The sequence below is a fragment of the Rheinheimera mesophila genome, from assembly GCF_000986865.1.
In the GTDB taxonomy this organism is placed as follows: Bacteria; Pseudomonadota; Gammaproteobacteria; order Enterobacterales; family Alteromonadaceae; genus Pararheinheimera; species Pararheinheimera mesophila.
In genome coordinates this window covers 81,957-93,932 of record NZ_LAVS01000087.1, presented here as the reverse complement: position 1 = coordinate 93,932, position 11,976 = coordinate 81,957, and the positions used below count along the sequence as shown (strand labels likewise).

General features: G+C 43.4%; 10 protein-coding genes and 2 pseudogenes. 5 read left to right on the top strand and 7 right to left on the bottom strand.

The window, feature by feature from the left end; genetic code table 11:
• The first annotated feature begins 44 nt into the window (after positions 1-44).
• Positions 45-1,676 carry a response regulator gene (locus tag SD53_RS14580; RefSeq protein WP_046520912.1) on the top strand — a complete coding sequence of 544 codons (1,632 nt, stop codon included), beginning with the start codon at positions 45-47 and terminating at the stop codon, positions 1,674-1,676.
• 53 nt (positions 1,677-1,729) lie between these two features.
• Here the strand turns inward: SD53_RS14580 and SD53_RS14575 are convergent, their stop codons facing one another.
• Both SD53_RS14575 and SD53_RS14570 read right to left on the bottom strand, forming a co-directional pair.
• On the bottom strand, positions 1,730-2,224 hold the full coding sequence (locus tag SD53_RS14575; protein ID WP_046520911.1) for a DUF1543 domain-containing protein: 495 nt from the start codon (positions 2,222-2,224) through the stop codon (positions 1,730-1,732).
• Between the two features lie 12 nt (positions 2,225-2,236).
• A complete protein-coding gene (locus tag SD53_RS14570) occupies positions 2,237-2,833 on the bottom strand; it encodes a nucleoside deaminase (protein WP_082101887.1) in 597 nt (198 codons plus the stop codon).
• A gap of 230 nt (positions 2,834-3,063) precedes the next feature.
• Between SD53_RS14570 and SD53_RS14565 the strand changes: the two genes are divergently transcribed.
• From SD53_RS14565 to SD53_RS14555, 3 genes are all read left to right on the top strand, one after another.
• Positions 3,064-3,840 (top strand): penicillin-binding transpeptidase domain-containing protein, encoded by a 777-nt coding sequence (locus SD53_RS14565; RefSeq protein ID WP_125060808.1) that lies wholly within the window; start codon positions 3,064-3,066, stop codon positions 3,838-3,840.
• A 133-nt stretch (positions 3,841-3,973) separates the two neighbouring features.
• The gene (locus SD53_RS14560; RefSeq protein ID WP_046520927.1) at positions 3,974-4,708 is read left to right on the top strand and encodes a hypothetical protein; all 735 of its coding nucleotides are present in this window, start codon (positions 3,974-3,976) and stop codon (positions 4,706-4,708) included.
• 102 nt (positions 4,709-4,810) lie between these two features.
• Positions 4,811-5,299 (top strand): CS1 type fimbrial major subunit, encoded by a 489-nt coding sequence (locus SD53_RS14555; protein ID WP_046520909.1) that lies wholly within the window; start codon positions 4,811-4,813, stop codon positions 5,297-5,299.
• Between the two features lie 2 nt (positions 5,300-5,301).
• On the opposite strand, the pseudogene SD53_RS18380 reads toward SD53_RS14555, so the two are convergent.
• A pseudogene (locus tag SD53_RS18380) lies at positions 5,302-5,818 on the bottom strand (integrase core domain-containing protein); the annotation flags it as partial.
• Between the two features lie 61 nt (positions 5,819-5,879).
• Here SD53_RS18380 and SD53_RS18535 point away from each other — a divergent pair.
• A pseudogene (locus SD53_RS18535) lies at positions 5,880-6,966 on the top strand (IS3 family transposase).
• Positions 6,967-7,061: 95 nt separating this feature from the next.
• On the opposite strand, the gene tnpA reads toward SD53_RS18535, so the two are convergent.
• The 4 genes from tnpA to SD53_RS14530 all read right to left on the bottom strand — a co-directional run bounded on the left by tnpA (position 7,062) and on the right by SD53_RS14530 (position 11,923).
• Complete coding sequence (gene tnpA, locus SD53_RS18530) at positions 7,062-7,229, bottom strand: IS66 family insertion sequence element accessory protein TnpA (protein ID WP_185714226.1); 168 nt, start codon at positions 7,227-7,229, stop codon at positions 7,062-7,064.
• A gap of 334 nt (positions 7,230-7,563) precedes the next feature.
• Entirely contained in the window at positions 7,564-7,950 is a 387-nt protein-coding gene (locus SD53_RS14540; protein WP_052749396.1) for a helix-turn-helix domain-containing protein, read from the bottom strand.
• Between the two features lie 162 nt (positions 7,951-8,112).
• Positions 8,113-9,327, bottom strand: coding sequence for a hypothetical protein (locus tag SD53_RS18370; RefSeq protein WP_052749395.1), 1,215 nt, complete (start codon positions 9,325-9,327; stop codon positions 8,113-8,115).
• 139 nt (positions 9,328-9,466) lie between these two features.
• Positions 9,467-11,923 carry a CS1-pili formation C-terminal domain-containing protein gene (locus SD53_RS14530; RefSeq protein ID WP_082101884.1) on the bottom strand — a complete coding sequence of 819 codons (2,457 nt, stop codon included), beginning with the start codon at positions 11,921-11,923 and terminating at the stop codon, positions 9,467-9,469.
• Between the last annotated feature and the right edge of the window lie 53 nt (positions 11,924-11,976).

The following is an 11,976-nucleotide window of genomic DNA, read 5'->3' as shown; positions in this document are numbered from 1 at the left end:
CGTGATAAATCAGCAGTTAAACGCATAATAAGAGTTAGTTCGCTATGGACCAGTCATTTTTTCGATGTAAAAAAGTCTTGGTCATTGATGACTGTGCGCCTGTCCGGGCCACCGTAAAAGGAATGTTACAGCAAATGGGGTTTGAGGCTATTCATCTGGCCAAAGACGCGGGCGAAGCGATGCAAAAATGCATTGATATGCCCTTCGATTTTATTCTGTGTGACTTTAACCTGGGTGACTGCAAAGATGGTTATCAGTTGTTTGAAGCCTTAAAAAAACAACAGCTACTGGCCCCGCTCTGTTGTTTTATCGTGATTAGTGCCGAAGCTCAAAGCCAAATTGTGCATGGTGTGATTGAGCTGCAACCGGACGATTACCTGCTCAAACCTTTTACGGCCCCTGCTTTGGAAGAACGGATCAGTAAAGCGATTCGTCATCGTATCGAGCTTCGAAAAGTATTTTTCCGTTTGTTTGAACAGGATTATGCAGAAGCCTGCCGGGAATGTGATCTGGTGATCCGCACTAAAGCTGACTATGCACTGCAAGCTATGCGTGTCAAAGGCGAACTTTTGCTCAAATTAGCTCAATACGACAAAGCCGAACTGTTTTATCAGAACGTCATGCAGCAAAAAGCCTACAGTTGGGCGCGCCTCGGACATGCGATCAGTTGTTTTTATCTGGAACGTTGGGAAGATACCGAACTGGAGCTTGCCGACTTGACACAATTTGGTGACACCAAAGTAGAGGCACTCGACTGGTTATCCCGTTTATACCTGCGTCATGGGCGTTATCAACTGGCCTTTGACACGCTAAGCAAGGCTGCCGCTTTGTCACCGAAAAATATCAGCAGGCAAAAGACGCTCAGTAATTTATGTGTCATTTTAGGTCATACCGATGTCGCAGCCCGTATTGCCGGTAAAATAGTTCAGGGAGCCCGCCATTCGATTGATGATACGGCAGACAATTATCTGAACCATGCCCGCGCTTTGGTGGATCAGGCTAAAAGCGCTAACGTGCTGGAAAAAGCGGTGATCCTGCAAAACGCCGGTAAACTGCTGGATGCACTGCATAAACGTTTTAATGTCGAGGCACTGAAACGGGAGACTGTACTGTTACGTAGCCGGATGTACAGTTGCCGGGGCGCTATCAAAGAAGGCCGTGAACTGATGCAGCAAATTCAGGACTTACCTCTGGATGATCTCAGTATCGACAGTTGTATGGATGCGGCCAAAGCTTATTTTGAACTGGGCGATTTATACTCCAGCCAACTTTGTATCGACCGATTAAAAACCATGTTGTACGACGATGATTTTCTCACCGAAACGCAGCGTATCATGCTCCAGCAGGAGCAAAACAAACATGAGAGCCTGAAACAACAAATCAAACAAGTAAATACAGAGGCGTCCGATGCGTATCGTCTGGGCCAGTATGGCCGCGCTGTGTCACTTTTTTGTGAAACCTTCGACTATATGCCCACCAATCCGGTGATCGCACTCAACTTGCTGCAAGCCATGAGTAAAAGCGCCGGTTTAACAGGCGAAACCATCCATTATGCGAAAAGTGCAGCCCGCGTTCTCCGGCAAAATAAGCTGGAGAAAAACGAGCAGGAACGTTTTGAAAAGTATGTGGTGACCTTAAAGAAGACCCAGCCAGGCTTAGCTCAGATCCAGTTGTAAAAATGGGCGCAGATCAGGTTGTTCATCAGGTGATCTGCTCCCCATTTTGATGTTTAAGACAAAATAATATAGTCCGACTGGTGCACTATCTCTTTGTGTTGGCCCGGGATCAACCGCACGTAACGACCCCCGATCTGATCAATAGCGATGCAATCATCGACATCCACTACCGCATCGGTATGGGGTTTATCCCAGCTTTTCGGCAGGTAGCTTTTGCCTTTTTGCTTGGCTTGTACTTTATCTTTTGCTGTCACCAGCAGGTAATGATGGTCCTCACCAAAAGCACCTGAGGTATAGCCACCTAAGTTGATAAAAAATAGTCGCAACTCGTCGGCCGCTGGAGCCTGCTCAGAAAATCGCACCAGATAGCCTTCAACACCATCGACCTGCATCCAGCAGTCGATATGCAGACCGGCCGCAGCACCAAACCACTGCGCGCGCAGCTCTTGGTAGCACTCTTCAATGCTATTGCCAGTCACGAACACCACATCGTGCACTTCAATTTTTGCTTTGGGGTGTTTTCCCCCCAGCATCACCACAAATAGCATGAAAAACTCCTGTTAATCTCTGCCGTTGTAAATACGACCGCCGGAGTTTTTGTAATAATCCAATACAGCTTTAGCATCAGAGCGTTTAAACTGGCGCACGACCTCCATACCGGCTTTTTCTAAATACTGGTAGGACTGCTCAAACACCGGACCTTCGTCAAAACCAATGGCACGCGCGTCTTCTGCGGCACCGGCACAAACCATCCGATTGACGCCGCTCCACAGCACTGCGCCCATACACATGGCGCATGGCTCACAAGAGGTAAAGAGTTCACGCCCCCCCTCTGTTGCCAGAGTGAAAGTCCCGAGCGCTTTTTCCGCCATCATAATAGCCACAGTTTCACCATGTAAGGTGGAGTTGCTTAAAGGCACCACCCGGTTAACCCCAACCCCTAACAACTGGCCTGAAGCACGATCAAAAATAGCAGTACCAAAAGGGCCGCCTGTACCACGTTCAACATTTTGTTTTGACAGTTCAATAGCTAAGGCCATTTTCTCATCATCTGAATTGTATGTTTTTTGCCAGTCGACAAAAGTAGCTACCCAGTCAGGTAATTCCACAGTGACAGCACTGCCCGGCTGGTGCATAAAACCAATACGTTCTCTCATAAGTTGTCCTGTTGCCTGCTGCAAAAAATGGGGCCGACTTTTTACCTTTATATCAGCTGGGCTACAAGTAAAAAATCACTGAATGCTAAATTTTTGTGAAAAACGTGCACATTTTTTAGCCCATGCACTGAAGCTTCTATTTAGAACCAGATTAGTCTGATGACCAAGCGATAATAAAGATGAAAAACTAGCGCAGATAGTAAGCACGAAGTTTCCGCAAAGTGGATTTATTGAAAAAAGTATTTTTTCTAATCGCAATTCAGTCTATTTGCTTCGTTTCAGCCAACGATCAACAAATTGCCAGTATTTTTTCTGCTCATGGCATCGAAGGAGCTATGGTACTGTCATCTCTTCATTCTGGAAAAACCTATATCCATAACTCGCGAAAAGCTTCTCAGCCACTGCCTCCTGCTGCAACTTTCAAAATACTGAACATGCTAATTCTTCTGGAGCAAACCATTATTACGCCAGAACAAAGCGGCTTCATTTGGAAAAATAAAACATGTACGGAAAAACGTTGGTTAAATCGACGAATACCCCAGCAAACAGGTCATAGGACGTCAAATTGTTACTACCTGGATCAACTTACCAAAAATGTTGGAACAATAAATTACGTCCAGTACCTTGAAGCGTCAAAGTACGGACACATAGACAACATTAGTACAGGTACAGAGTTCTGGTTTAACGGCAACCTACAGATCAATAGCTACGAACAAGTCAGTTTTCTGAAAAGTTTTTACAAAAAAAAATTACCTTTCCAGTTCGGTAATTTCTCATTAGTAGAACAATTGATGCTTGCAGAAAAAACGGATACTTATCAGCTTTATTATCAAACCGCTTGGATCAAAACGATTTATCCAGACCTGGGTTGGCACATTGGATATTTAACAACCAAAAGTGATACTTGGTTTTTTACAGTTGTTGCCACCACAAAATCAGGCGAAAACTTAACCTTACTACCACAAATTGCAATCCATTCTCTAAAAGCCAAAGGGCTACTGTTATAATTTTTTGTAAAAATCTCAGAGGTTGTGAAACATTACGGATAACTTGAATCAGAGGAATCTGATAGCTATGCTCACATCCTTAAAGTACCTTAAAGGTATTGATTTTTTAGAATTGTTATTAAAGGAGAACGACATGCACAAACTTCTGGTAGCTATTGGAATAACTCTTAGCTCAGTTCATGCTTTGGCAGCCCCACAACTTAATGTAGGTTCAATGTACGATTATGTGGCGGCAAGCAAAACAACCGAGGTAAAGCGTATTATGAATTCGGGGTCGTCGACTGCTTATGTACGAGTATCTGTAGCTGAAATTGTCTACGATAGCAACGGGAAAAGTAGTGAAGTCGCAGCGGGCGAAATACTGGACGTAAGCAAACAAACAGACACTTTAATTGCCAGCCCGGCTCGCTTAATAATTCCTGCAGAATCTAGCCAAACTGTACGGCTATTGTATATGGGGAATCGTGAGAAAGAACGTTATTTCCGGGTACGTTATATTCCGGTAGCACCAGATATTAACGATCAGTTTAATTTGTCGGAAAAAGAAGCTGAAGAGTATAAAAAACAACTAGATGCTGGTTTTAGCATCATGGCTGGCTATGGAACCATAGTAATGGTCCATCCAGAAAAAACAAGATTTGATACCCAAGTTATTGAAAGTGAGTCAAATATTAAAGTAACAAACAAAGGCAACTCGACAGCGATTGTCGACATGATCAGATATTGCGACAACTCTGGCTTAAACTGCACTCCTGTAAGAGTTGATCACCTGCTGCCGGGAAGAGAAAAAACATATGAAAAAATGTCGGGAAAAAAAATATACTTCGACATAAAAGAGTTCGATGTAAAAAAACCATACTCTTTTTGATGGAAGGCTTTCAGCATATAAAACCATACAAGTGGTTTTATATGCTGAAGTTTTCTACAACACCCTATCAATCTCATTGTCAAATTTTAGAGAGTTAAAGTCATGATTAAAATACATTCAATAATAGCTTTTTTATTATTATCGACTTCCCATATTTTATCAGCGAACGACATTATTGAGCACAAAGTAAAAGTTGTAGTAGAGCTACCTAATCCGAACTTTATTGTAAGACCTCCAACGGGAAACAACTGGCTGTACGAAACACAAACTATGCACTGGGATATGGTTGGTAATAGGCATTCAGCTATTCGCCAGCAGCTTTATATTGAAAGCAGTCTGGGACCTGTTACGGCCAGACTTTATAATGAAGCGGAACTGGTAGGTATAAATGACAGAATACCTTTGAACGTCAGAATAAATTCCGTGCTTTTAACTACAACAGCCCAACAAATACTTAACAGTCAGGACAGTCATGCGGGACGACTAGTTCCGGTACACATTAGTATCCAGCCGGCACCAAGTGGCACCCAATATCAACCTGGAACTTATTTAGGCCAGGTTAATTTAGTTTTCGACATTTTGTCGCCATAAGCTTACCTTTCGGTAATACTCCCATTTTTAAGCGAAGTTAAAAGTAGAGTTTGTGCAGCCATCAATGGTGACTTTCCGTCATTGGCTTTGTGTGGCCGTTCATGATTGTAAAACCATAACTATTTGGTAGTGTAGTCCTGAACTTCTTCAAGCCTGTCAAATAAATATGTTTGCTTACCCAGCTGTACCTGTTCGTGTACCTGTTTGCCTTGTTGTGTCGTTCGATGTACGCATTTTGCTGCGGCTTGCCAGGTTAAATGTAATCAATCTTGATCTCATGCTTTTTCGCCCATTCCGTAAATTCGTGACGAATAAACTCAGGTCCATTGTCACAATGGATGGCCATTGGTTTGTTCGCCCTTCAAGTAGCTAATTTAGGGGGCGGTTCACCCGCATTGTTGGCAAGGAAAACCAGCTTCAATCGCGAGCCATTCACATTTAAAGCTATCAATCACTCTGAACAGACGGTTGGCTTCTTCCACCTGATAGCTGGTTATGCATAAAATTGTCGGTCCCCCAATAAAAAGATCCAAAGCAGCGATGAATTTGGGCATGATTAAAAACCTACGAGGGCCATGCCATGAAATCAAAACGTTTTTCTGTCGAACAGATCGTTTCTGCGATAAAACAACACGAAGCGGGGCTACCTATCGCTGATATTGCCCGCAAAATGGGGATTGCCGAGGGAACATTCTACGCTTGGAAGAAAAAATACTCTGGGCTTGAATCAGGCCAAGTTCGTGAACTTAAGCAATTACGAGAGGAAAATGAAAAGCTTAAACGAATTGTTGCAGATTTAACTCTCGACAAGGTTATGTTGCAAGATCTCAATACCCGAAAGTGGTAAGCGTACCGCAGCGTCGCAAAGCGGTACGCCATCTGATAAGTCTTTATCGAATAAGTGAGCGGCGAGCATGCTCTTTGACTGAATTAAGTCGAACGGCGTGCCGGTATAGACAACGCTCAGAGCCTCAGGAAGCTCTTCGTCAGAAAATCGTAGCGATTGCCAGAGCACGAGTCAGGTATGGCCACAAACGTATCCACATCATGTTGAAGCGTGAAGGGATCCATGTGAACAAAAAGCGAGTGCACCGCCTGTACTGTCTGGAAGGACTTCAGTTGCGGCCTAAGCGGCCTCGACGTAATTTCAGTGGTGCACATCGAAAACGCGATTACATCCCAAGCACAAGACCAAATGAGGCATGGGCAATGGACTTTGTGGCAGATCAGCTATCTACGGGTAACAAGTTCCGTATTCTGACCGTGGTTGATACCTGCACAAGAGAATGTTTAGCAGCCGATGTCGGTGCACGTTTACGTTCGGAAAATGTGGTCGCAACACTGACTAGGCCCTGTCGGGAGCGAGGCGTTCCACAACGTATTTATTACGATAATGGGAGTGAGTTTGCTGGGCAGATGGCAGCTCTATGGGCATACACAAGGTTACACTTGCATTCTCTCGTCCTGGGAAGTCAACAGACAACGCTTATATTGAGTCGTTTAATGGAAGCCTGCATGATGAATGCTTGAACTGCCACTGGTTTGAATCACTGACCGATGCAGAATTGAAAATCGAAGCCTGGCGAGATGACTATAACAAGAGTCGGCCTCATCGGGCTTTAAATAACCTGCCACCTTTGCAGTTTGTGGCGTCCATTGAAAATTGAATAACTCAATTCATTCTACGAGTGCTCCTAAAAATGGGAGCCTGTCATAAGCTGGAAAATCTCATCACGGGATTGGTATTAATTCCGGGGAAAGGTCAAAAGCCGTCGTTATCGTCCTGTTGCCAGGCAAGCAACTGCCGCTTGCGCAGTCTGAAGTAACCTGGGTCGATGCCCTGCTGCTTTGCAAATTCGGTCTGAGTTAAACCGCTGGCTTTGTGCTGGTCAAATAGCGTCTGCCATTGTTCGGAGGTTCTGCGGAGCATAGGAAGCCCTGATTGGTGAATGATGCACACAGGATATGGTGGTTTAGCTAAAGCTGGAATGTGGGGTTCGAGCTACGCTTACTTTTTAAATTTTGACTGAGAATTCAGCTCAGACTTTAAAGAATGGCTCCTCACTTTTTTTACCTTGCAGATCTGGGCAAGACGATAAAAATTCATGTGATAGCCACAACAAGTTTTTAAGCAGCAGAAAAACAGAAACGTCCGTGTCCATCTCAGTTATGAATAACATTGCCCCCTGAACTTTGCACTCCGAAAATGACAGCTAAGCAGAGCGACATGGGCTCTCTCAAGACTTTGCATATCCGGTCCGTTTTTATGCTACTTTTCCGCCTGTCTCACTACGAACAGCTATACTTTCAACCGCTTCAATATCCAGTCGCACTCCATAAGCGGGGAATGTCAGCAGCAAACATGGTAAATTGTTGTCCCGACATAACCCTCTAATTTGATGCAGAAGCTGATGGTAGCTATTACTGGGGTTCTGCTGCGGACAATCAAACCACAGATAATTAAAAAGGTCGGATCTGCGCGTTACATTTTTCAGCAAACAAGCAAATAATCGCTTTTGTATTTCATTTAATCTCAGATACTTTCCTGCAATATATAACTGATTTTGCCAGCAATCTAAAATTAAATAATTATTTTTGCATTTTAACTTCGTCTGGTTCACGTCGAGCCAGAATTCTTCGTAATTTATCACGTACTGCTCCTTTTCATTCACTTCACTTCACTTCACTTCACTTCACTTCACTTCAAAACGACAAATCGTCAGTTTTGACAAAATGCAAGTAATTAATTGTTAATTTAAATAACGGAAGCGCTGCGTACTATAGGAATATTCCGTTTTTCACATGCTTATTTATTATAAAACCTCAGATTCAATCATTAGGGTTACATCCCCCTCATACCTTTCTCCGGGAGTATCTTTTAACATTCCCTCTAAAGCCGGATTCGTAATTTCAAAATGCAACAGCCCTTGCTGATTACTTACCGCAAAGAGCGGCGTAAAGGCTCTACGCATTAAACGTCCTACAGGTAATGACAACCGGTTCACTGGTGAACCATTACCAAGCCGAATTGCGCCAGGCAGAGTAACCGAAGTATCCAGCCGTACTGTGCGGCCCGAAGCCGCCTTAATACCGCAACCAACATTTAAATCATGTTCGCATGCAAGATACATACTAAAAGATCCGGAGTTTGTTACTCTAAATGGGATATCTTTATTTATTGAGCCTGGGTTTGCGCCATTGTAACTGGCCCACCCCCCGGCTGGCTCTAACACAGCAATACTTTCGGCAGCCGGAAACTGAAAGATAAAATCGTGCATTACATTCAATTCAAAGTTAACTGTCATTTGATTAGAAATAGAGGTAAAGCTGTCGCCAAAATCGATTTCGCCCCCAGGTCCAACTGAAAAAGTAAGGCTGCCGTTATATATACCACTCTCCATCGCTAAGGGGTTTGGCGTTTCAAGTTCATACGCCAGAAACAGCTGTCGCATCGAGTATTCCCAAGTACCTTGGAGGGAAGATTGATTAAACATTTTATAGCAGTCTGTTCCTGTGGATTGAAAGGCAGGCATAATATCCCAGGCAAACCCAGTATCAGTAGGTCCCCAGTACGCCCAGCGCAGGTTGCAATAAACACCACGATTGTGAGGCAACACATTTCCCGACAACTGATACAAATGTGGTGTAGTATTTACTGTCCGCCGATACACCCCGCCAATTGCAGTAAATCTAAAAGTTAATACATGTGTCTGTCCTTTTGCATTAGTCATATTCACTGTTCTACTGCCAGGAACCTTATAGTACAAATTTTGCCGGGGATCTGTTGAAGGCACCGTTGTTGTAAGCTCTGACCCCATGGTATTCATAATGACGGTTCTCCTTTGTCCCATATAACTACACCAGTAATTGGTGCCGCAACTGGTTGTGTCGGTAAATTCTGCCTGATTGACACCTTTTACTGTACGATATTCAGCTTTTACACTGACCTCATAGGCTGTTGCTGTCATCGTGCTTAACAAACAAAGCAGAGCTACGTTTGCTTGAACTATTTTTTTTATTTGTTGCATTACTAACTCCGTAAATCAATTACTTAACAGCGAGTTTAAACAGAGCAGAACTTTTTTCTGCTTCACTTTATGCCTGACCATACTCACAATACTCACAACACAACATGCATTTTTGAAACCTGGTTTTGTTCACGATTTCTTATTCAGTCTCTTTGTTAGCAACAGCCACGCCGCATTGAACATCGCCCACCATTACCACATTATCCTGTCGAGTGGTATGCGAGGTATTCAGTTCAATGTCACAGAGTTCTTCACCCTGGTACACCACTTTTAAAGTAGGCGTGGCTTCGCGCATCTCTACACTAAAAAAACCACTATGTTCTGTTACTGTTCGACTGGCATGGTTAATGACATGACTGCCGCCTAAAGGTTTACCCAGTGTATCCAGCAAACGTCCCAATACGGTCACGGTTTTATGAACATACAACTGAACATGCTCTACACCGCCTTTGTTTAACTGATAACTCTGGCTGCTTTTTGATAAGCTGATGTTATCCGTGCGTCCTTGTGCCAAATCAAAACTTACAGTACCTGGTTTAAACGCCGTGACAGGTACCAGATTTTTCCCTGGTTTTAGCTGATACTGACCACCATTTGAGTCATAGGCCATCACTGGCACATCAGGAGCATCACTGATCAATTCTACGGTCAAAGCAGCACCATTGAACAATGACACGCTACTGGCAACTGCACCTTCGGTTCCCAGCACAACACTATTTTGTAAATTTAACCCACCACTCAGCGAACCAGAACCAGCGGCAGTACTGATAAACATATCGGCTTGCACCACATCGTTATCTAAAGACCCAGCGCCACTAAGCCCTACTCCTGATGAATTTACTGACGCATTCGCACCCAGCTGTTTGATGATTGAATCAGAGTATGTTCCCTGCCAGCCCAAATCCAACACCTGTTCTTTTTTACCACTTGTTGAAGTGCGACTACCTATGGCTGCATTGTAACGGTTTCGATCTTGCGATGAATCACCAAATCTGATGTTTACTCCAAGCTCTATACCTTGCTGACGCTCAAACTTTGTCCCCTTGTTCCCCGGACGATTAAATGCACTCAGGTTCCAGACGGCCGGAGCATTTAATACAGACGAGTTGTAAAGCCAGCTGATATCATAAGCCGTTCCTTGATTATTTTGGCGACTGATCCGCATCATCATATTTTGATCTCTCGTCAAGCGGTAACTTAAACTTAAGCTGCTGATGTGCTGGGCTTGCTCAGTTAAGGCTTCACTTAAATCTTTTTTACTGTATCTGTGCCCCAAAACAAAATAACCAAAATTAAGAGGATGCATCAGCTGCATATCGGCTGCCATGCCAAACTCTGTTGAATGCAAAACATTTGTTAACATTCTGGTCTGATCGAATAAAGTCCAATCAAAGGAAGCGCCCATTTCCAGCTCTGAGCCTCTGGTTTGTATTGAAACACCACCAACCAACTGAGGCTTCAATAAATAGTTTACAGCTGCCCCCAAAGTGAAACGTTCATCAGCATTATTTGTAGTTCCCGATAAAAAATTACTTTCCTGACCGGCAAAAAAGCTGTACCTGAGCTTTTGTGATGGATCTCGCCAAGAGGTCGGTTTATAAACCATCTCTTCCGTTTCAGAAATTACCTGACCGTCTTCAATTAATCGAACTAAAACAGGGTAAATACCTGTCGGTAACTGACGCGTATCAACAGTCTGCAAACCTGATGGAACAGACTGACTATGAATTAATGCGCCATTTTTGTATAGTTCAACTGAAGCCTGCTTGTTTGCAGTAACGTAAATAGGTGTGCTACTTGGTGTATTTTCCACTCTCACCAACGCATCGGAAGAGCTATACATAGCACCCAACATAGTGTTATTTCCAAGTTGCTGAGGTCTTAAACTAAGACCCTCAATGCCATTATAAAAATACCCGACACGAACAAAGTTATCCTCAAATTCAGTCTGTCCATACAACTGGTCAATGCCATACATATTTTTTTCTTCGGCGAAATCACTTTTTACAAACTGCCCACCTGCATGGTATGACCATAAACCGCGACTGGCTGTTGCATTAAAATTATAATTTACGTTAGCTTGTTGGTGTTCTGCAGCAGTCACATTTAGACGATTTTCCAGCATTAATCCTTTACTACCATTTTCAGGCATTTGGTAGTGGCGCCCTACAGTGTTTTGTTCTGCATCGGCGGTAAGAATGCTTAGTTTAGATTCATTTAAATTGTAATATAAGGCTAATATATTATTTGGGCATTTAGTGGTGCATTTACCAAGGTTAGTAAAGTTCTGTAAACTATCTGCCCACGCGGTACGGTCCTGCTCTGAATATTTACTGCTGTGAGCTTCTGTAAACCTTAATAACTGAACTTGCTCTTTCCGATTCAGCATTACCATAGCATCGCCCAGATACTGATCATTTAATTCGACCCGGACAAAAAGGGGAGCATCAAATAAATAAGAAACAAAATCTGCAGGCAATTCCTTAGCCTGAGATAAAAGGCTGGGTTGACTCAGTTGCGATCCGGCAAAAGCTGATACATGACATAAAGCCATAACTATAACGCTAAGACGCTTTAATTTAAGTAAACGTGCCATAAGAGCCGAGCCTCAACTGATTAGAATTTAATTCATTTTAAGGAGTCGGGGCG

Bases quoted from the DNA above. Each gene is read 5' to 3' on its own strand.
- SD53_RS14580 (WP_046520912.1), top strand. From the start codon at position 45: ATGGACCAGTCATTTTTTCGATGTAAAAAAGTCTTGGTCATTGATGAC.
- SD53_RS14575 (WP_046520911.1), bottom strand. From the start codon at position 2,224: ATGCTATTTGTGGTGATGCTGGGGGGAAAACACCCCAAAGCAAAAATT.
- SD53_RS14570 (WP_082101887.1), bottom strand. From the start codon at position 2,833: ATGAGAGAACGTATTGGTTTTATGCACCAGCCGGGCAGTGCTGTCACT.
- SD53_RS14560 (WP_046520927.1), top strand. From the start codon at position 3,974: ATGCACAAACTTCTGGTAGCTATTGGAATAACTCTTAGCTCAGTTCAT.
- SD53_RS14555 (WP_046520909.1), top strand. From the start codon at position 4,811: ATGATTAAAATACATTCAATAATAGCTTTTTTATTATTATCGACTTCC.
- tnpA (WP_185714226.1), bottom strand. From the start codon at position 7,229: ATGCTCCGCAGAACCTCCGAACAATGGCAGACGCTATTTGACCAGCAC.
- SD53_RS18370 (WP_052749395.1), bottom strand. From the start codon at position 9,327: ATGCAACAAATAAAAAAAATAGTTCAAGCAAACGTAGCTCTGCTTTGT.
- SD53_RS14530 (WP_082101884.1), bottom strand. From the start codon at position 11,923: ATGGCACGTTTACTTAAATTAAAGCGTCTTAGCGTTATAGTTATGGCT.